The following is a 19260-nucleotide window of genomic DNA, read 5'->3' as shown; positions in this document are numbered from 1 at the left end:
GCCTCCTCACCCGGTTCAGTCGGAGGATCGGGACGCCAGGTTCACGCGCTCTCCGCGAGGACCTCCAGGATCTGCTCGCCGTACTTGGCCAGCTTGTTCTCGCCGACGCCACTGACCTGACTCAGCGCGCTCAGCGACGCCGGCGAATCGGTGGCGATCTGGCGCAGCGTCGCGTCGTGGAAGATGACGTACGCGGGCACGCCCTGTTCCTTGGCCGCCGCCCCGCGCCAGGTACGCAGCCGCTCGAAGACGCCCTGGGCTTCGGGCGCGAGATCCACCGCGGGCTTGCCCTTGGCGACCTTCGTGCCGCCGCCGCGGGACTTCACCCGCTCGGGTTCGCGCCGCATCATCACCTTGCGCTGGCCGCCGAGCACCGGCCCGCTCTTCTCGGTGAGCCCGAGCACGCCGTACTCGCCCTCGACCGCGAGCAGACCCTGCGCCAGCAGCTGCCGGACGACCCCGCGCCACTGCGGCTCGCTCAGCTCGGTGCCGATGCCGAAGACGCTCAGCGCGTCGTGGTTGAAGCGGGTGGTCTTCTCGGTCTGCCGCCCGAGCAGGATGTCGATCGACTGACCGGCGCCGAACTTCTGCCCGCGCTCCCGGTCGAGGCGGACGATCGTGGAGAGCAGCTTCTGCGCCGGCACCGTGCCGTCCCAGGATTCGGGTGGCTCCAGGCAGGTGTCGCAGTTGCCGCACTCGGCGGTGCCCTCCTGACCGAAATAGGCCAGCAGCCGCGACCGTCGGCAGTCGACGGTCTCGCACAGTGCCAGCATCGCGTCGAGGTGCTGGGCCAGCATCCGGCGGTGGGCCAGGTCGCCCTCGGAGCCGTCGATCATCTTGCGCTGCTGGACGACGTCCTGCAGGCCGTAGGCGAGCCAGGCCGTGGACGGCAGCCCGTCCCGCCCGGCCCGGCCGGTCTCCTGGTAGTAACCCTCGACCGACTTCGGCAGGTCGAGGTGTGCGACGAACCGCACGTCCGGCTTGTCGATGCCCATGCCGAACGCGATCGTCGCGACCATGACCAGCCCGTCCTCGCGGAGGAAGCGGGACTGGTTCTCGGAGCGGGTACGGGAGTCGAGGCCGGCGTGGTACGGCAGCGCCGGGATACCCTGCGCGACCAGGAAATCGGCGGTCTTCTCCACCGAGGCCCGGGACAGGCAGTAGACGATGCCCGCGTCGCCCTGGTGTTCGGTGCGCAGCAGTTCGAGCAACTGCTTGCGCGGCTCGGCCTTGGGCGCGATGCGGTACCGGATGTTGGGGCGGTCGAAGCTCGCGACGAAATGCCGGGCGTCGTCGAGTTGGAGGCGGGTGGCGATCTCGGCCCGGGTGTTCGACGTCGCCGTGGCCGTCAGCGCGATGCGGGGCACCTCGGGCCAGCGCTCGTGGAGCATCGACAGGGCCAGGTAATCGGGCCGGAAGTCGTGGCCCCACTGCGCGACGCAGTGTGCCTCGTCGATGGCGAAGAGCGAGATGGAGCCGCGCTCCAGCAGGCGCATGGTGGCCGACGAGCCGCCGGCCAGCGCTTCCGGCGCGAGGTAGAGCAGATCGAGATCGCCGCTGAGAAACGCCTTCTCCACCGTGCGGCGCTCTTCCAGCTGCTGGCTCGAGTTGAGGAACCCGGCCCGCACGCCGAGCGCGGTCAGCGCGTCGACCTGGTCCTGCATGAGCGCGATCAACGGCGAGATGACGACGCCGACGCCATCGCGCACCAGCGCGGGGATCTGGTAGCAGAGCGATTTGCCGCCGCCGGTCGGCATCAGCACGAGTGCGTCTCCACCGCCGACCAGGTGGTCGATGATCTCTTGCTGCTCGCCGCGGAAGGCGTCGTAGCCGAAGGTTCGGCGCAGCACGTCCAGGGGGGTAGTCGGCGCGTCCACGGCAACGATCCTAGGAGCCCCCGCCGACAACTTCGGCCCGGCGCTTCCTCCCTGTGGACAGAGGCCTCATCCGACGGCGGCGATCGCGGCGTCGAGGACGTCGGTGCCGTGGTCGAGTTCGGCGTCGCTGATCGTCAGCGGCGGGGCGATCCGCATGACGCCGCCCATCCCCGGCAACTGCACGATGTTGACGTGCAGGCCTCGCCGGAGGCACTCGTCGGTGACCGCGGCGGCCAGCTTCTCCGGGGAGTCTCCGCCGAGCTCGATGCCCTGCAGCAGCCCGCGCCCGCGCACGTCCACCACGACGTCGTGGCGCTCGCGCAGGCCGAGCAGGCGCTCGCGCAGGTGCTCGCCGAGCGCCGCCGACCGCGCGACCAGGCCGTCGCGCTCGATCACGTCGAGCACCGCGAGCCCGACGGACGCCGCGAGCGGATCCGAGACGTGCGTGGTGAAGAACAAGAAGCCCCGCGCATGACAGACCTGCTCGATCTCGTCGGAGGTCACGACCGCCGCGACCGGCAGCCCCGCGCCGAGCGTCTTCGAGAGCGTGAGGAGGTCGGGCACGACGCCGTCGCGCTCGAACGCGTACATCGTCCCGGTGCGGCCGAGCCCGGTCTGCGCTTCGTCGAGGATCATCAGCATCCCGCGCTCGCGGCACAGCTCCGCGAGGCGCGCGAGGTAGCCCACCGGCAGCTCGATCAGCCCACCCGAGGAGAGGATCGGCTCGATCAGGCACGCGGCGAGGCTCCCGCTGGACTGCCGGTCGATCAGCTGGAAGCCGTACTCGAGCTCGGTGCGCCAGTCGTGCGACCCGTCGGCGGCGCGGAACGGCGAGCGCACCGGATCCGGCGTCGGCAGCACGAGGCTGCCCGGCATCGCCGGCCCGAGGCTCCGGCGCCCGGCCGAGAACGTCAGCGACGCGGCGCCCGCGGTCATGCCGTGCCACGACCGGTCGAACGACACCACCTCGTACTTGCCGGTGAAGACCTTGGCCATCTTCAGCGCGGCCTCGTTGGACTCCGCCCCGGTGGTGAGCAGCAGCACCTTCGACAGGGCGGCGGGAAGAGTGCCGGCCAGCCGGGACGCGAACTCGAGGAGCGGCGTGGTGAGCATCCCGCTGAACACGTGGTCGAGGTTCGAGACCGCCGCCGTCACGGCCGCGACGACGTCGGGGTGGGAGTGGCCGAGCACCGCGCTCATCTGCCCGGACGTGAAGTCGAGGATCGGCGCGCCGGACACGTCGTAGACGTACGACCCCGCGGCCCGCGAAATCACCCGCGGCGAGAACCCGGGGCTGTACCGCACGAGGTTTGTGTCATAGCTATCTGTGCCACTCATTCCCGCAGACTACGCGCGAGCTGGAGTTCACGCATCACCTCCGCGGCCATCCGCACCGACGCGGCGTCCAGCACGTTGCCGTACTCGATCACCCGCACCCGTTTCGCCGCCAGCGCCCGGGCCAGCTCCGGCAGCTCGCTCGGAACGATCACCGCCTCGACGCCACGCAGCTCGGCGTCGCCGGTGCCCGAGAGCACCACGACGTTCGTGACGCCGGCCTGGGCCAGCGAGTCCCGGATGCTCACGGCCTGGTCGTTCGTCGAGTACAGCACCCCCACCGTGCGGTCCTTCGGCACCTCGGCGATCTGCACGAGCGTCCGGATGTGCGGCGCCGCCACGATCGCCACGACCTCGGTGGACGGGCCGCGCAGCCGGCCGCGCACCTCGGCCAGGTGGAAGAACGTGGTCAGGACCAGGTCGGGGCGTTCGGCGTCGGCGTCGAACTCGCCCAGCACGAGCGGCTTCACCGGCACCGCGAGCCGGGCCGCCAGCTCGGCCGCGAAGTACTCCGCGCGTTCGCGGTTGCACTCCACGAACGACACCGCGAGTACCTTCTCGGCCTCCCAGGCGGCCAGGCCGCCGATCAGGTCGCGGATCTCGGGGGCGCTCAGCCCGAGCTGCAGGCACTCGCGGGCCGCGGCCGCGAGGATCTCCCGCGCCCGGTTGCGCGCCTCCGACGACGTCCGCGCGCCCTTTCCCCCGACCACGACCATGCCGTTGCGGCCCCGCGGCTCGACCAGCCCGAGCTCACGCAGCTCGCCGTAGGCGTGGGCGACCGTGTTGCGGTTGATGCCGAGGTTGCTGGCCAGCAGCCGCGACCCGGGGAGCCGCTCGCCGTCGGTCAGCAGCCCCATCTCGATCATCAGCGTCAGCTGGGACACGATCTGCCGGTAGACCGGCACGTCCGAGTGCCGGCTGACGCTCATCCCGGCGATCATGCTTTTGGCCTAGTCATAGTGGCACTGTAGTAGGTCACTGCACTCCGGCGAACAGGTCCAGCAGGCCCTGCGGAGCGTCCGCGCGGAAACAGATCTCCAGCGTTCCGGCGGCCTCCGCGGCGATCTCCGCGCTGCGGACGAACATCGGCTCCTCGTAGGCGGCGAGCGCGGCCTCGACGTCACCGGGGTTCGCGACGATCGCCCGCGCCAGCTCCGACCCGTCGAACATCGCGAGGTTCGCGCCCGCGCCGGCGAACGGGGACATCAGGTGCGCCGCGTCACCGATGAGCGTGACCCCGGGAACCCGGTCCCACCGGTGACCGATCGGCAGCGCGTGGATCGTCCGCGGGGTGATCGGACCGTCGGCCTCGGCGATCAGTGTCCGCAGCTCCGGCGCCCACCCGGCGAACTCGTCCAGCAGCGCGGCCCGGTCGGCTCCGCGGATCCAGTCGGCCGGCTTCCGCAGCGCCACGTAGACGTGCAGGCTTCCGTCGGCCTCCCGGTGCGCGAGGAACCCCCGGTCGGGGCCGAGCGCGAACAGCATTCCGCCGCCGACGACCGCGGCCGGGCCGGGGTGACGACGGTCGGCGTCGAGCAGGTCCACCTCGGCGAACGAGATCCCGGTGTAGGCCGGGGCCGCGGCCGACACCAGCGGCCGGATCCGTGACCAGGCGCCGTCCGCACCGACGAGCAGGTCGCTGACCACCGTGGATCCGTCCGCGAACGTCAGCTCGTGGCGCCCGTCCCCGAGCGGTGCCGCCCCGACCAGCTTGCTCCCCCACCGGATCGTGCCCTCGGGCAGCGAATCCAGCAGCAGCCGGCGCAGGTGCCCGCGGTCGATCTCGGGCCGGCCACCCTGCCCGTCGTCGGGCTCGTCGAGCCGCACGGTGTTGTGCCGGTCGAGCACCCGGGTCGCCTCGCCGCCCCCGTGCACCCGGGCCCGGAACCGCTCGTGCAGGCCGGCGTCGCGCAGGGCTCGCTGGCCGTCCTCCTCGTGGATGTCCAGCATTCCGCCCTGGGTGCGGGCCTCGGCGGACGCCTCCAGTTCGTAGATGGTGGCGTCGATGCCGTTGACGTGCAGGACCCGGGCCAGCGTGAGGCCACCGAGACCTGCTCCGACGATCGCGATGTGCATGATTTCTCCTCGATCTGAAGAACGTGTTCGTGACGAACATGTTCGTGATGGGCACACGACCGTCACCCGGTCGCGGCGATTCCGTTCACCAGCGCGGCGAACGCCCAGCGCAGCCGCTGTTCACCCGCACCGGACACCAGTGCGTCCCGGTGCGCGGCGATGTGCGGGTAGGTCGCGTCCGGCGCGTCCCGGACCGCGGCACGCAGCCCCTCCCACTCACCGTCGGCCACCGGCGATTCCCGACGCGTGCCGTGTTCGGCCGCGCTCGCGGTGGCGTGCTGGAGCAGGATGTCGACGCCCCACGCGGCCGGTCGCGGCGCGATGCCGGCCGCGGCCAACCGGCCGAGCAGTGCGTCGATGACACGCAGGTAGTTGGGCCCGGAGGGCCAGAGCGTGAGCACCGAGCGCGCCAGGCTCGGGTACTCCAGGAGCAGCGTCGTGTAGTCGACGAGCAGGTCGACCGGGTCGGACGCGGTCAGCGGGAAGTCGGCCAGCAACGCGTCGAGCAGGGCGCCGTGCAGTTCGGCCATGTTCTGGACGTAGACGTACAGCGAGGCCGGCCCGGTGTCGAGCTCCGCGGCCAGCCGCCGCATCGTCACCCGCTCCAGGCCTTCCTCGCGCAGGATGCCCAGCGCGACCGCCACCACGCCGTCGCGACTGAGCGGCGGCTTGGCCGGTCGGTCGCGACGGCTGACGGGTGTCCTCCGCGGTGGCATGAACATGATCGTAACGAACATGTTCGTTCCGTCAAGGGGTCAGCGCGCACGACCTGGCCGTTGACCCAGCGAGGAGGCCGGTGTCACCCAGCCGGTGCGCTACCGGCTCTTCGGCGACGAACGCGGCCTGCTCGACGCGCTTCGCCGACGCCGGGTTCGCGCGGTACGCCCGCCGGGCCGCGGCGCGCCAGTTGCGTGCGCGGCCGGCGCCGGCCGGGACCGGGGCGCTCGAACCGGTCGAGACCGCACCGCTGGACCGCTGGCTCGAACGGATCGACCGCCCGGGACACTGACCGGATGGACAACTTAGCCGAACTGCTCACCAGCAGTTACGCCACGCTTGTGGGCGGCAGGCTGGTGCCGGACGAGGTGTCCGACGTGGCCGCGTGGCTGTACGACGCACCGTTCGGCCTGCTGGCCCACGACACCTCGCCCGACCCGGTCTTCGTGTACGCCAACCGCACCGCGCAGGAGCACTTCGAGTACGGCTGGGACGAGTTCGTCGGCCTGCCGTCGCGGCTGTCGGCCGGCGAGGAGGACCGGAACGCCCGGGCCGCGCTCCTGGACGCGGTGCGGCGCCAGGGTTACACCGACGACTACCGCGGGCCGCGCGTCACGAAGTCGGGCCGTCGCTTCTGGATCGACGACGTGACGGTCTGGAACCTGATCACGCCCGGCTCCGAGCGGGTGGGGCAGGCCGCTCTGATCCGCCGCTGGTCGGACGGGTAGCGAGCGGCCCGCGGTCAGACCGCCACAGCTTCGGCCAGCTGCTCGGCGTCCGGGGTGAGCTGCGGCGACGCCAGCGCGATCACCAGGTTGACGCCGGCGAAGACGGCCGCCACCAGCAGCCCGCGGTGGAAGCCCTCCACCAGCGCCTGCGCCGGTGCGGTACCGGACGAGACCAGATCGGTGACGTGCGACGTGGACAGTGTGGTGATGATCGCCAGCCCGAGCGCACCACCGACCTGGTACCCGGAGGAGACGACGCCGGACGCGGCGCCGGCCTCGTCGTGGCGCACGTCGGCGACGGCCGCGATCTGCGCCGCCGTACCGACCGCCATGATCCCGACGCCGAACAGGATCAACCCGGGCAGCAGGTCGGTGGCGTAGTCGCCCCGGGCGTCGACCTGGGAGAGCAACCAGAGCCCGGCGACGCTGATCCCGGCGCCGACGAACATCACCGGCCGGGTGCCGACCCGCGCCACCAGCTGGGAGGCGCCGACCGCGGCCACGATCGCGGCGATGCCCATCGGCAGGAACTGCAACCCGGTCTCGAGCGCCGACAGGCCGCGCACCTGTTGCAGGAAGATCGCGGTCAGGAAGAACATCGCCAGGAACGCGGCGCCGTTGAGCGCCAGCGCGGCGGTGGCGGTGCTCAGCCCGCGGGAGCGGAACAGCCGCATCGGCACCAGCGGTGCGGCGGAGCGGCGCTCGACGACGATGAACGCGGCCAGCAGGACGACGGCCGCCACCAGCGAGCCGACGACCTCACCGGCGCTCCAGCCGAGCGGCTCGGCCCGGATCACACCGTAGATCAGCGCCAGCACACCGCCGGTCGCGAGCACGGCGCCGGCGGCGTCGAACGTCCGCGGCCCGCCGGTCCGCACCCGGCTCTCGCTGATGATCGCCGGCGTGACGAGCACCAGCGCGGCCGCGATCGGCACGTTGACGAAGAACACCCACTCCCAGCCCGCGCTGTCGACGAGCACCCCACCGGCGATCACGCCGAGGGTGCCGCCGAGACCGGCCAGGCCACCCCAGATGCCGAGCGCGATGTTGCGTTCCCGGCCGTGGGCGAAGGTGACCGTGAGGATCGACAGCGCGGCCGGTGAGAGCAGCGCCCCGCCGAGACCCTGCAGCGCGCGGACGCCGATCAGCACCTCCTGGGACTGCGCGAGCCCACCGACCAACGAGGTGACGCCGAACAGCGCGAGCCCGGCGACGAAGAGGCGCCGCCGGCCGAGCAGGTCCGCGGCCCGCCCGCCGAGTAACAGGAAACCGCCGAAGACCAGCGTGTACGCGCTGATCACCCACTGCAGGTTGTCGGGGGTGAAGGCCAGGTCGGCCTGGATGTCGGGGAGCGCGACGTTCACGATCGTGACGTCCAACACCACCATGAACTGGGCCAGGGCCAGGACCACCAGGGTGGCCCACGGACTACGTCGCATAGCTGATTCGCCTCGTCTACTCACGTACGACGTACATGTACGTCGTATAGGAACGGTTGAGAGCGAAACATGTACGCCGTATAGTTGTCAATCGTGGCGAGAAAACGGGCGGATGCGGCGGTCAAGGAGCGGCTCACGCGGGAGCGGATCGTCGACTGCGCGATCGCGCTCGCCGGCGCCGAAGGGCTCGAGGCGGTGACCATCCGCCGGCTGGCCCAGGACCAGGGCGTCACGCCGATGGCGTTGTACTGGCACTTCAAGGACAAGGACCGGCTGCTCGACGGCATCGCCGAGAAGGTGCTCTCCGACGTGACGCTGCCGGCCGGGTCCGGCGGGCCCTGGCACGAGCAGTTGCGTCACCTGTTGTCCGAGCTGCTCACCGTGTTGCGCGCCCACCCGGCCGTCGCCGACCTGGTGAAGACGAGGTTCCTGCTCTCCGAGCCGGGCCTGCAGCTGGCCGAGCGCGCCCTCGGCCTGCTGCGCGGCGCGGGGTTCACGCCCGAGCAGTCGGCCCAGCTCTCCGGCCACGCGCTGCAGACGATCGTGGCGCTGGTGACCCAGGAGCCGGGGCTGATGGTCGGCGAGGACCCGGCCGCGCGCGAGGACCACATCCGGCTGAAGCGGGCGTCGCTGCAGGCGCTGTCACCGGACCGGTTCCCGAACATGGTGGCCTCGGCCGACGCGTTCACCGACTGCGGAAACGAGCCGGCCTACTTCGAGCTCGGCCTGGACCTGTTCATCGAGGGTGTGCGCGGGGTGCAGCCGGGTCAGTCCGACCAGCGGTAGCGTCGTTCGGGGCGGCCCTGTGCGTACCGAAGCGTGACCGTGACCCGGCCGGTGTCGCGGAGGAACTCGAGGTAGCGGCGGGCGCTGACCCGGGAGATGCCGGCCCGGTCCGCGCACTCGGCGGCCGACAGCGTCACGGCGGCGGCGCGCACGGTCCGCTCGACGAGCGCGGCCGTCTCCGCGCTCAGTCCTTTGGGGAGCGCCTGCGTCGCCGAGCGCGCGGCCTGCGAGAGCGCGCGGTCGATGTCGGCCTGGTTCTCCAGCTCGGTCGCGTAGAGGCCGGCCCGCTGGGCGGCGTACTGCTGCAGCCGGCGGCGCAGATCGTCGAAGCCGAAGGGTTTGAGCAGGTAGTTGACGATCCCGTTGCGGACGGCCCCGCGCACGGCGTCGGCTTCCCGGGCCGCGGAGATGACGAGGACGTCGCAGTCGTGGGCCGACGTGCGCAACTCGGCCAGCACGTCGAGGCCGAAGACGTCCGGCAGGTAGAGGTCGAGCAGCACCAGATCGGGACGCAGGGCCGCGACCGCGTCGAGGGCCTCGCGGCCGGTGTGCGCGACACCGACCACGGCGAAGCCCGCGACCTGCTCCACGAAACCACAGTGGATCCGGGCCACCCGGAAGTCGTCGTCGACGACGAGCACGGTGATCATGCGTCCACGCGCTCGCGGGCGTCGACCGGTTCCATCGGGCGCCCGACGGTCAGACGAGCGACGAACATCGCGCCGTCGGGGGTGTTCGCGACCGACACCTCACCGCCGTGGCGCTTGCAGACGAGCCGGGTGAGGGCCAGGCCGATCCCCCGCTCGCCGCCCTCGGCGGCCTTCGTGGTGAACCCCCGGGTGAAGACCTCCTGGGCGAGCTCGGGCGCGATCCCCGGACCGGAGTCACGCACGACGATCTCCACCGTCGAGGTGTCGTGACGCAGCTCGACCTCGACCCAGGCGTCGTCCCCGGCGTCGGCTACCGCGGCGGCGTCGAGCGCGTTGTCGACGAGGTTGCCCACCACGGTGGCGATGTCGGCGGCGTCCTCGGCCTCGAGGCGGCCCAGCCCGGTGCGTTCAGAGACGCGCAGCCGGACCCGGCGCTCGGCCGCCTGCGCGGACTTCGCCATCAGCAGCGCCGCGACCGCGGTGTCGTGGATCCGGCTGGTCAGCGTCAGGTCCAGCGACTCGCGGTGGTCCGCCAGCGCTTCGACGTACTGCACCACCTCGTCGTACTCGCCGATCTGGATGAGCCCCGAGATCGTGTGCAGCTGGTTCGCGAACTCGTGGGCCTGCGCCCGTAACAACTCCGTCGAACTGCGGAACGAGCCCATCTCCCGCTCCAGCTGGGCGAGCTCAGTGCGGTCACGCAGCGTGGTCACCGAGCCGAGCCGACGCCCGTCCTTGGTGACGCTCATCCGGTTCAGCACCAGCACGCGGCCGCGACGCAGCACGACCTCGTCGCGCGCGCCGCCGGTGAGCACCTCCCCCAGCCGTCCCTCGACGCCCAGCTCGGTGAGCGTCGCGCCGACGCACTCCTCCGGCAGGTCGAGCAGGCGCAGACCGACCGCGTTGACGAGCGTGACGCGGTCGTGGGGATCGAGCGCGATGACGCCCTCGGCGATGCCGTAGAGCATCGCCTCGCGGTGTTCGGCCAGCCCGGCGATCTCGCGGGGCTCGAGCCCGAGCGTCTGGCGTTTGATGCGCCGGGCGAGCAACCAGGAGCCGAGCAGCCCGACGACGCTGGCCAGCCCGAGGTAGATCGCCAGGTGCGACGACGCGTCCAGGGCCCGCTGCTGCAGGGTGGGCGAGGCCTCGCCGATCACCACGACGCCGAGCTGCCGGCCGAGGTTCTGCGGTTCGGCGCCCAGCACCGGCACCTGCGCGACCAGTTCCAGGGAGCCGTTGAGCCGCAGCTCGCCCGACCAGCTCCGGCCGTCGGCGACCCCGGCGCTGCCCAGCGGCAACCGCCCCCGCGTCAGCAGCGGATCGGTCGAACTCACCACGATCCCGTCCGCGTCGGCGATCGTGACCGAGGTGACGCCGGACTGGGTCCGGATCGTCTGCACCAGCGGCGCCAGCGTCTCGCCCGGCGCCGGCTCTCCGAGTTGCGTGCGCACCAGCGGGTTGTCGGCGAGCTGCTCGGCCAGTGCCGCGACCCGCCGGCCCTCGACCCGGTCGAACGTGGCCGCGGACTGCGCCACCGACAGCGCGGCGATGGCGACCAGCACCACGACGATGACGACGAGCTGGAGCGCCAGGAGCTGGCCCGCGAGCGTGGAACGCCGCGACGTCACGACCACAATGAATAAAACCTCCACTGGTTACACAACGCAATGACGGCATCGGTGGGGCTCATCATCATCGCGTCGGACGCTCCCGAAACGAAAGAGAAATCGCGATGAAAAGAACGCCTAGGGTGCTGGCCGCGTTCGCCGCGATGACCCTGCTGGCCACGACCGCGTGCGGCGCGACCGCCGACCGGGACGGCGCGGGCGGGACGTCCGGGAAACCCGTCAGCGGCCTGCGGATCCTGGTGCCGAACAGCCCCGGCGGCGGCTACGACACGACCGCGCGGACCCTCGCGAAGGTCATGGAGGACAGCCGGATCGCCGTCGGGGTCGAGGTCTTCAACCTCTCCGGCGCCGGCGGGGTGGTCGGGCTGCAGCGCATCGTCAACGAGAAGGGCAACGGCGACCTGGTCATGCAGATGGGCCTGGGTGTGGTCGGCTCGTCCTACACCCAGAAGTCGCCGGCGAAGCTGACCGAGACGACGCCGATCGCGAAGCTGATCGAGGAGTCGGGCGCCATCGTCGTGCCCAAGAACTCGCCGTACCGCACGATCGACGACCTGGTCGCCGCGTGGAAGGCGAACCCGAAGAAGATCGCGGTCGGCGGCGGTTCCTCGCCCGGCGGCCCGGACCACCTGCTGCCGATGCAGCTGGCGAAAGCCGTCGGTATCGACCCGCGGCAGGTCAACTACGTCTCCTACGACGGTGGCGGCGAACTGCTCCCGGCGTTGCTGGGCAGCAAGATCGCGTTCGGAGCCAGCGGGGTCGGCGAGTTCCTCGACCAGATCGAGGCCGGTCAGGTCCGCGTGCTCGCGGTGACCAGCGAGAGCCGTCTCGACATGGTGAAGGACGCGCCGACGCTGAAGGAGTCGGGCATCGACCTGGTCTTCACCAACTGGCGGGGCATCGTGGCACCCCCCGGGATCTCCGATGCGGACAAGCAGCGGTGGATCGACGTGCTGACCCGGATGCACGGCACCGACGCCTGGAAGGCGGAGCTGGCCAAACACGGCTGGACCGACGCGTTCGCGACCGGGACCGAGTTCGCGACGTTCCTCACCGAGCAGGACAAGGCCGTCGCCGACATCCTGACCAGCCTCGGCCTGACGTGAGCACGGAGCCCGCGGCGCCCGCCGAGCCCGCGGCGCCGGCCGAGGAACGGCCCGACCGCGCCCAGTACGGGGTGTGCGCCTTCCTCGCCGTCGTCGGCGTCCTCGTGCTGATCGACGCCGCACGCACCGATCCGGCGACGAACAGCAACGACCCGATCGGGCCCCGGCCGGTGCCGATCCTGATCGGAGTGCTGCTGCTGATCGTCGCCGTGCTCTACGCGATCGACGTGGCCCGCGGCGGCCGGGGCGAGCCGGAGGGCGGCGAGGACGTCGACCCGGGCTCGCCCATCGACTGGCGGACGGTCGTGCTGGTGCTCGCCGCGTTCGCTCTCAACGCCGTGCTGATCGAACCGCTGGGCTGGGTGATCAGCGGCTCCCTGCTGTTCTGGGGCACCGCGTTCGCTCTCGGCGCGCGCCGGCACCTGGTGTCGCTGGCGGTCGCGGTCACGCTCGCGCTGGCCACGTTCTACGGGTTCGCGATCGGGCTGGGCGTCGCCCTGCCCGCCGGGATACTGCAGGGAATCCTGTGATCGACGATCTGAGCAGCCTGCTCGACGGATTCGCCGGCGTCGTGACGCCGCTGAACCTGCTGTTCGCGCTCCTGGGCGTGACGGTGGGCACCGCGGTCGGCGTCCTGCCCGGCATCGGACCGGCCATGACGGTCGCGCTCCTGCTCCCGCTGACCTACGGGCTGGAGCCGACACAGGCGTTCATCATGTTCGCCGGCATCCTCTACGGCGGTATGTACGGCGGTTCCACGACGTCGATCCTGCTGAACACGCCGGGCGAGTCGTCGTCGGTGGTCACCGCGATCGAGGGCAACAAGATGGCCAAGGCCGGCCGCGCGGCCCAGGCCCTGGCCACCGCGGCGATCGGCTCGTTCGTCGCGGGCACGATCGGCACGCTGCTGCTGGTGCTGGTGACCCCGCTGATGGTCACGTTCGCGGTCAGCCTCGGCGCGCCCGACTACCTGGCGATCATGCTGCTGGGCTTCATCGCGGTCAGCGCGGTGCTCGGCGCGTCCCGGATCCGGGGCTTCGCCGCGCTGCTGCTCGGCCTCACGATCGGGCTGATCGGGATCGACCGGGTCACCGGGCAGCAGCGGCTGACGCTCGACCTGGCGCAGCTGGCCGACGGCATCGACGTCATCGTCGTCGCCGTCGGTATCTTCGCGGTCGGCGAGACGCTCTGGGTGGCCGCGCACCTGCGTCACACGATCGGGCAGGTCATCCCGGTCGGTCGGCCGTGGCTGGGCCGCGAGGACTGGCGCCGCTCGTGGCGTCCCTGGTTACGCGGCACCGGGCTGGGGTTCCCGTTCGGCGTCATGCCGGCCGGCGGCGCCGAGATCCCGACCTATCTCTCGTACACACTGGAGAAACGGCTCAGCCGGCACCCGGAGGAGTTCGGCCGGGGCGCGATCGAGGGCGTCGCCGGCCCGGAGGCCGCGAACAACGCGTCGGCCGCCGGCACGCTGGTGCCGCTGCTCGCGCTGGGCCTGCCCACCAACGCCACCGCCGCGGTCATGATCGCCGCGCTCACCAGCTACGGCATCCAGCCCGGCCCGCTGCTGCTGGAACGCGAGTCGTCGCTGGTCTGGACGCTGATCGCGAGCCTGTTCATCGGCAACCTGATGCTCCTGGTGCTCAACCTGCCGCTCGCCCCGCTCTGGGCCAAACTGCTGCGCGTGCCCCGCCCGTACCTGTACGCCGGGATCCTGTTCTTCGCCTCGATGGGGGCGTACGCGGTCAACGCCCAGCCGTTCGACCTGCTCCTGCTGCTGGTGCTCGGCCTGATCGGCTTCGGGATGCGCCGGTTCGGGCTGCCGGTCCTGCCGCTCATCGTCGGGGTGATCCTCGGCCCGATCGCCGAACGGCAGGGCCGGATGGCGCTCCAGCTCTCCGGCGGTGACCCGTCCGGTCTGCTCGGCGGCGCGCTGTCGTACGTGATCTACGTGACGATCGCGGTGATCCTGCTCTGGCCGGTGCTGCGACGCCTCACTGCAACGGCAGTTCGGACTCGTCACCGGGAGCACGCGGACCGATGATGCGCCGCTCGTCCTCGGTGATGCGCAGGTCGTTGATGCTCGCCTCGCGGCGGCGCATCAGGCCCTGCTCGTCGAATTCCCAGTTCTCGTTGCCGTAGCTGCGCCACCACTGCCCCGAGGAGTCGCGGCACTCGTACTGGAAGCGCACCGCGATCCGGTTCCCAGCGAACGCCCACAGTGACTTGCGCAGGGCGTAGTCGAGTTCCCGCTCCCATTTCGCGGTGAGGAACTCGACGATCGCCGCCCGGCCGGTGAGGAACGTGTCCCGGTTCCGCCAGACCGAGTCCTCGGTGTAAGCGAGGGACACCCGCTCGGGATCGCGGGTGTTCCAGGCGTCCTCGGCCGCCTGGACCTTGGTGGCGGCGGTCTCGGCGGTGAACGGCGGCAGGGGCGGGCGCACCCCCTCAACCTATCCGCAACACGCCGTCCACCCGGCGCGGAATGCCCCGGAAGCCGTCGCGCAGTTCCTCCGGCAGCACGTGCTCGGGCGCGTTCTGCCACGTCAGCGGACGCAGGAAACGGCGGATCGCGGTCGGGCCCACCGAGGTGTGCACGGTGTTCGTCGACGGCCACGGGCCGCCGTGCGTCTGCGCCCAGGCGACCAGGACGCCGGTCGGGTAGGCGTCGAACAGCAGGCGCCCGGCGCGCGGCCGCAGCACGGCCAGCAGCGGGGCCAGGTCGTCGCCGTCGGCCGAGTGGATCGTGCCGGTCAGCGAGCCGGGAAGCGTCGAGAGCACCTCGACGAGCTCCTTCTCCGACTCGTAGCGCACGAGCAGCGCGAGCGGGCCGAAGCACTCCTCGGCCAGGTCGGCGGTGAAGTGCGTGGCCTCGACGGTGAGGAGCGCCGGGAGGGCGCCCTCCCCCGTTCCGGTGGCGGCGGTGGCGACCCCGGGCCGGGAGCGCAGCGCGGTGCCGATCGTGGCGAAGCCCTCCGCGACCCGGTCGTTGAGCAGCGGCCCGGCCGGGACCTCGGCGAGCGCGGCGGCCATCCGGGCGACGAGCGCGTCGCCTCCCGGGTCGGCGGGGACGAAGATCAGGCCCGGCTTCGTGCAGAGCTGGCCGAGCGAGCCGGTGACCGCGGCGACCAGCCCGTCGGCGATCGACTCGGCGCGGGCCGCGGCCGCGGCCGGGGTCACGACGAGCGGGTTGAGGCTGGCGAGCTCGCCGTAGAACGGGATCGGCTCCGGGCGCGTCTCGATCAGCGCGCGGAGGGCCTGCCCACCGCCGAGCGAGCCGGTGAAGCCGACCGCGGTGATCCGCGGGTCGGTGACGAGCTCCGCGCCCGCTTCGCGGCCGTGGACCAGCCCGACGGTCCCGGCCGGGGCGCCCACGGCCGCCACCGCCGCCTGCAGCGCCTCGAATGCCGACACCGACGTGTCGGGGTGCGACTCGTGGGCCTTCAGGACGACCGGGCACCCGGCCGCGAGCGCCGAGGCCGTGTCGCCGCCCGGCACCGAGAACGCCAGCGGGAAGTTCGAGGCCCCGAACACCGCGACCGGGCCGAGCGGCACCAGGAGGCGGCGCAGGTCGGGGCCGGGGCCCATCGGGGTGTCGCCGGCGTGGTCGATCGTGGCCTCGAGGTAGGAGCCCTCGTCGAGGACGTCGGCGAACACGCGCAGCTGGTACGCGGTGCGCGTCACCTCACCGTTGAGCCGCGCCTCGCCCAGGTGCGTCTCGCGCGCGGCGGTCGCGATCAGCGCGTCCCGCCGGGTCTCGATCTCGTCGGCCGCCGCGCGCAACAGCCGGGCCCGCCCGGCGCGCCCCAGCGCGTCCAGCTCGGGCGCCGCCGCCGCGGCCGCCGACGTCAGTGCCTCTACGGTGCTCATGAACGCTCCTCAGGTGCTTCCCGGACGTATCGCTCTCGCAGGCTCCGCATCAGGTCCGCGAGCCCGAACGTCCACGGTTCGCAGGCGTCGGCGGGGCGGATGCGGTTGGTCAGCGTGCCCAGCCGGGGCGACGCGACCGTCACCACGTCGCCCTCGTCGTGGGTGAACCCGAGCCCGGGCGTGTGCCGGTCGGCCGTGGGCGCGAACATCGTGCCGAGGTACAGCACGGCGCCGTCGGGGTAGCAGTGGCTGCGCATCAGCTGGGCGGCGAGCTCGGCCGGGTCGCGGCTGATCTCGGCCATCGAGGACTCGCCGTCGAGGTGGTAGCCGTCCTCGCCGTCGACGGTGAGCGTCACGGTCGCGACGCGGACGTCGTCGAGCCCGAAGCCGGCGTCGAACAGACGCAGGAACGGGCCGAGCGCCGCCGAGGCGTTGTTGTCCTTGGCCTGCGGCAACAGCAATGCCGAACGCCCTTCGACGTCACGCAGGTTGACGTCGTTGCCCAACGTGGCGCCGACGACCGCGCCGGCCGACGAGACGACGATCACGACCTCGGGCTCCGGGTTGTTCCAGGTGGAGTCGCGGCGCACCCCGGCGTCGACGGCGGTGCCGACCGCGGCCAGCACCGGCGCCTTGGTGAAGATCTCGGCGTCGGGGCCGAGGCCCACCTCGAGGTACTGGCTCCAGCGGCCCTCGGCGACGAGCACCTCACGCAGCTTCGCGGCCTCCGGCGAGCCGGGCCGGGGCGTGGTGGTGCCGATGAGCGCGTGGATGTCGGCACGGGCGTCGGCGGCGGCACCGGCGTCGCCGCGGACCCGTTCCTCGATCACCCGCTCGAGCATGGAGGCGGCGAACGTGACGCCGGCGGCCTTGACGACGTGGAGGTCGACCGGGGCGAGCAGGTGCGGCCGGGTGGCGTCCCGGGTCTCCGGCGGGGTGTTCGCGAGGATCTCCGCGAGCGGGCCGAGAGGTTCGCCCGGTGCGTCGGCCAGCGCCGTGGCCGGATCCGGGCTCTCGGTGAGCTCCCGGACGGTCGGGAACGCGCCGGTGACGTCGACCAGCTCCCCGCCGCGGACGGCCACGACGGACGGACCGAGGCCCGGCCGCCACACCCGCCCGACCAGCGTGGCCGCGTCGGCGTCGGCGGGCAGTGCGGCCGTGGGAGGCCAGTTCATCGTTACCTCCGGTGAATGACGGCGGCGGGCGGCTCGGCCGCGATCGTCGTGACAATCATCCCGCGCCGGTCCAGCACCGCGTTCGGGGGCCGGGCTACCGCATCTTCCCCACCTGGAGGACGCGCAGCGAGGTCGGCCGCCCGGGCGCGGTCACCGTCCAGACGTAGAACGGGTTGGTGCTGGTCGCGCCGCTGAGCTGGGCGGTCTCCCACTGCTCCGACCGGGCCGCCGGGGGCAGCGTCAGATATTTGCGCGCGACCAGGTCGTACATCGACCCGCCGTTGGCGGCGAAGGTGCCCACCACGAAGCGGTCGGCGACGATCCGGTAGGTGCTCCGGCCGGCGGCGAGCGCGAGCTTGCGCACGTCGGAACCGTCGTGCCTGCCGACGAGGACGACGTTCTGTTCGCGCCCGACGCACCACGACCTCGAGCAGCTCATCGACTCCCAGTTCAGCGGGGTGGTCAGCCGTTCGCCGGTGACGGCGTTCCAGATCGTCGAGTTGTTCATGACCGCGGTCGACCCGAACCACGGCCACTGCAGGTACCGGTAGTCGTGGGAGCCGGGGATGAGAGCCGGCGCGGAACTGCCGTCGAGCGGCACCCAAAGCACGCCGACGTTGCCGCGTCCGGTCACGCCGGGATACGGGTCGATCAGCACGACGTCGTCGACGACCGTCAGGCGGAGCTCGGTCGGCCGGACGTTCGTGATCGGCTCCAGCGTCGTGACGCGGGCCGCCGCGCCCCCGTCGACCGGGGCCCGCCAGATCTCCGCTCGTCCGCCCGCCGCCAGGACCGCCCAGACGATCCATTTCTCGGCGCCGGCGTTCGCCGGTTCGCCGATCGCGAAGTACGACTGACCGGCCGGGCTGATCGCTCGCTTCGCGCCGGTCGTGGCGTCCAGGGACACGATCGGGCTCTCCGGGCCCGCGGTCAGCACCCGGCCGCCGGGCAGGAACCGGGCGATCGGGGGCGTGCCGGACACCTCGCCCCACGCCGTGGGCCAGACCTGGTCGATCGCCGCGCCGTCGGGGTAGTCGGCGCGCTCCACCACCGGAGCCGCCGGCCCGAGGAAGGCCAGCGCCCGGGCGTCGGCCACGGTGGTCGGTGGGTGCTGATCACGGATCGTCCGTACCGCGGTGATCGCGGTCGCGAGCACCACCACCACGGCGAACGCGGCCGCGACGACGATCAGCCGGCTGCGCCCGCTCGATCGCCGGGACGTGCGCTGGTGGTAGCGGCGGGTCAGCGCGGCGGCCAGGTCCGGCGCGGGTTCGGGGGCGGCCTCGGCGGCCCGGTCCAGCGACCGGGCGAGGGCGGCCTCGACGGTCTCAGCCACGATTCCTCCTCGGGCCGGTGGGGACGGTTTCTTCGGTCAGCTGCTCGCGCAGGGTGCGCAGACCGCGCATCGCCTGGGTGCGGACGGTGACCCTGCTGATGCCGAGCAACTCGGCTATCCGGTCGTCGTCCAGGCCTTCGTAGTAGCGCAGGACGAGCACGGCACGCTGCCGCCGGCCGAGCGTCCGTAAGGCCGGCCAGAGGCCGGTGTCGTCCTCGACCCGGCGCAGACCCGGGTCGATCACCGCGGTGTCCGGGACCCGTTCGCTGACGTGTTCGCGGCGCAGCCGGCGCCACCAGCTGATGTGGAGCCGGTACATCGTGGTGCGGACGTAGGCGTCGGGATGCTCCTGGCCGCGGCCGTGTTCCCAGGCGTCCCGGAGGCGCAGCAGCGCTTCCTGCACCAGGTCGGCGGCGGTGTGGGGATCCCCGGCCAGCAGGAAGCCGTACCGCAGGAGCGCCCGGCTGCGTTGGTTGACGAAGGCTTCGAACGCTTCGTCGTCGGCCGCGCGGCCCATCGGCACCGTCCCCGTTCCCC

At 72.1% G+C, this 19260-nt stretch carries 19 protein-coding genes; 6 read left to right on the top strand and 13 right to left on the bottom strand.

The features are described 5' to 3' along the window. Positions 1-41: 41 nt before the first annotated feature. The 5 genes from recQ to CRYAR_RS11590 form a co-directional block, all read right to left on the bottom strand. The gene (recQ, locus tag CRYAR_RS11610) at positions 42-1877 is read right to left on the bottom strand and encodes a DNA helicase RecQ (protein WP_245620434.1); all 1836 of its coding nucleotides are present in this window, start codon (positions 1875-1877) and stop codon (positions 42-44) included. Between the two features lie 66 nt (positions 1878-1943). Beyond that, positions 1944-3215, bottom strand: a complete 1272-nt coding sequence (locus tag CRYAR_RS11605) for an aspartate aminotransferase family protein (protein WP_035850519.1) — start codon at positions 3213-3215, stop codon at positions 1944-1946. Next, positions 3212-4141: a GntR family transcriptional regulator gene (locus CRYAR_RS11600; RefSeq protein ID WP_211247398.1), complete on the bottom strand. Its 930-nt coding sequence runs from the start codon at positions 4139-4141 to the stop codon at positions 3212-3214. The genes CRYAR_RS11605 and CRYAR_RS11600 overlap by 4 nt, the downstream gene beginning before the upstream one ends. Before the next feature lie 46 nt (positions 4142-4187). Next, positions 4188-5288: an FAD-dependent oxidoreductase gene (locus tag CRYAR_RS11595; RefSeq protein WP_035850517.1), complete on the bottom strand. Its 1101-nt coding sequence runs from the start codon at positions 5286-5288 to the stop codon at positions 4188-4190. Positions 5289-5350: 62 nt separating this feature from the next. Then, positions 5351-6025 carry a TetR/AcrR family transcriptional regulator gene (locus CRYAR_RS11590; protein ID WP_035850516.1) on the bottom strand — a complete coding sequence of 225 codons (675 nt, stop codon included), beginning with the start codon at positions 6023-6025 and terminating at the stop codon, positions 5351-5353. 59 nt (positions 6026-6084) lie between these two features. On the opposite strand from CRYAR_RS11590, the gene CRYAR_RS48555 reads away from it, so the two are divergent. Further along, a complete protein-coding gene (locus CRYAR_RS48555; RefSeq protein WP_035850515.1) occupies positions 6085-6297 on the top strand; it encodes a hypothetical protein in 213 nt (70 codons plus the stop codon). 4 nt (positions 6298-6301) lie between these two features. Next, positions 6302-6733 (top strand): MEKHLA domain-containing protein, encoded by a 432-nt coding sequence (locus CRYAR_RS11580; RefSeq protein ID WP_035850513.1) that lies wholly within the window; start codon positions 6302-6304, stop codon positions 6731-6733. A gap of 14 nt (positions 6734-6747) precedes the next feature. Here CRYAR_RS11580 and CRYAR_RS11575 read toward each other — a convergent pair whose 3' ends face one another. Then, a complete protein-coding gene (locus CRYAR_RS11575) occupies positions 6748-8172 on the bottom strand; it encodes an MFS transporter (RefSeq protein ID WP_035850511.1) in 1425 nt (474 codons plus the stop codon). A gap of 93 nt (positions 8173-8265) precedes the next feature. Between CRYAR_RS11575 and CRYAR_RS11570 the strand changes: the two genes are divergently transcribed. Further along, the gene (locus tag CRYAR_RS11570; RefSeq protein ID WP_035850508.1) at positions 8266-8958 is read left to right on the top strand and encodes a TetR/AcrR family transcriptional regulator; all 693 of its coding nucleotides are present in this window, start codon (positions 8266-8268) and stop codon (positions 8956-8958) included. Here the strand turns inward: CRYAR_RS11570 and CRYAR_RS11565 are convergent. Both CRYAR_RS11565 and CRYAR_RS11560 read right to left on the bottom strand, forming a co-directional pair. Then, complete coding sequence (locus tag CRYAR_RS11565; RefSeq protein ID WP_035850505.1) at positions 8940-9608, bottom strand: response regulator; 669 nt, start codon at positions 9606-9608, stop codon at positions 8940-8942. The genes CRYAR_RS11570 and CRYAR_RS11565 overlap by 19 nt on opposite strands. After that, a complete protein-coding gene (locus CRYAR_RS11560; RefSeq protein ID WP_035861818.1) occupies positions 9605-11242 on the bottom strand; it encodes a sensor histidine kinase in 1638 nt (545 codons plus the stop codon). Before CRYAR_RS11560 ends, CRYAR_RS11565 begins: the two co-directional genes overlap by 4 nt. 98 nt (positions 11243-11340) lie before the next feature. On the opposite strand from CRYAR_RS11560, the gene CRYAR_RS11555 reads away from it, so the two are divergent. The 3 genes from CRYAR_RS11555 to CRYAR_RS11545 are packed head-to-tail and all read left to right on the top strand — an operon-like array spanning position 11341 to position 14386. Further along, a complete protein-coding gene (locus CRYAR_RS11555) occupies positions 11341-12342 on the top strand; it encodes a Bug family tripartite tricarboxylate transporter substrate binding protein (protein WP_051570042.1) in 1002 nt (333 codons plus the stop codon). Then, complete coding sequence (locus tag CRYAR_RS11550) at positions 12339-12872, top strand: tripartite tricarboxylate transporter TctB family protein (RefSeq protein ID WP_035850500.1); 534 nt, start codon at positions 12339-12341, stop codon at positions 12870-12872. The genes CRYAR_RS11555 and CRYAR_RS11550 overlap by 4 nt, the downstream gene beginning before the upstream one ends. Beyond that, entirely contained in the window at positions 12872-14386 is a 1515-nt protein-coding gene (locus tag CRYAR_RS11545) for a tripartite tricarboxylate transporter permease (protein ID WP_051572014.1), read from the top strand. Before CRYAR_RS11550 ends, CRYAR_RS11545 begins: the two co-directional genes overlap by 1 nt. Here the strand turns inward: CRYAR_RS11545 and CRYAR_RS11540 are convergent. The 5 genes from CRYAR_RS11540 to CRYAR_RS11520 form a co-directional block, all read right to left on the bottom strand. Further along, a complete protein-coding gene (locus CRYAR_RS11540; RefSeq protein WP_035850498.1) occupies positions 14337-14786 on the bottom strand; it encodes a nuclear transport factor 2 family protein in 450 nt (149 codons plus the stop codon). The genes CRYAR_RS11545 and CRYAR_RS11540 overlap by 50 nt on opposite strands. A 4-nt stretch (positions 14787-14790) precedes the next feature. Further along, the gene (locus tag CRYAR_RS11535) at positions 14791-16212 is read right to left on the bottom strand and encodes an aldehyde dehydrogenase (NADP(+)) (RefSeq protein WP_035850496.1); all 1422 of its coding nucleotides are present in this window, start codon (positions 16210-16212) and stop codon (positions 14791-14793) included. Further along, complete coding sequence (locus CRYAR_RS11530; RefSeq protein ID WP_035850494.1) at positions 16209-17387, bottom strand: fumarylacetoacetate hydrolase family protein; 1179 nt, start codon at positions 17385-17387, stop codon at positions 16209-16211. The genes CRYAR_RS11535 and CRYAR_RS11530 overlap by 4 nt, the downstream gene beginning before the upstream one ends. Before the next feature lie 94 nt (positions 17388-17481). Continuing rightward, on the bottom strand, positions 17482-18723 hold the full coding sequence (locus CRYAR_RS11525) for a hypothetical protein (RefSeq protein WP_035850493.1): 1242 nt from the start codon (positions 18721-18723) through the stop codon (positions 17482-17484). Continuing rightward, positions 18716-19240, bottom strand: coding sequence for a SigE family RNA polymerase sigma factor (locus CRYAR_RS11520; protein WP_051570041.1), 525 nt, complete (start codon positions 19238-19240; stop codon positions 18716-18718). Before CRYAR_RS11520 ends, CRYAR_RS11525 begins: the two co-directional genes overlap by 8 nt. Positions 19241-19260: the final 20 nt, after the last annotated feature.

It is taken from the genome of Cryptosporangium arvum DSM 44712, assembly GCF_000585375.1.
Classification (GTDB): domain Bacteria; phylum Actinomycetota; class Actinomycetes; order Mycobacteriales; family Cryptosporangiaceae; genus Cryptosporangium; species Cryptosporangium arvum.
This window is presented reverse-complemented; position numbering and strand designations above follow the sequence as displayed.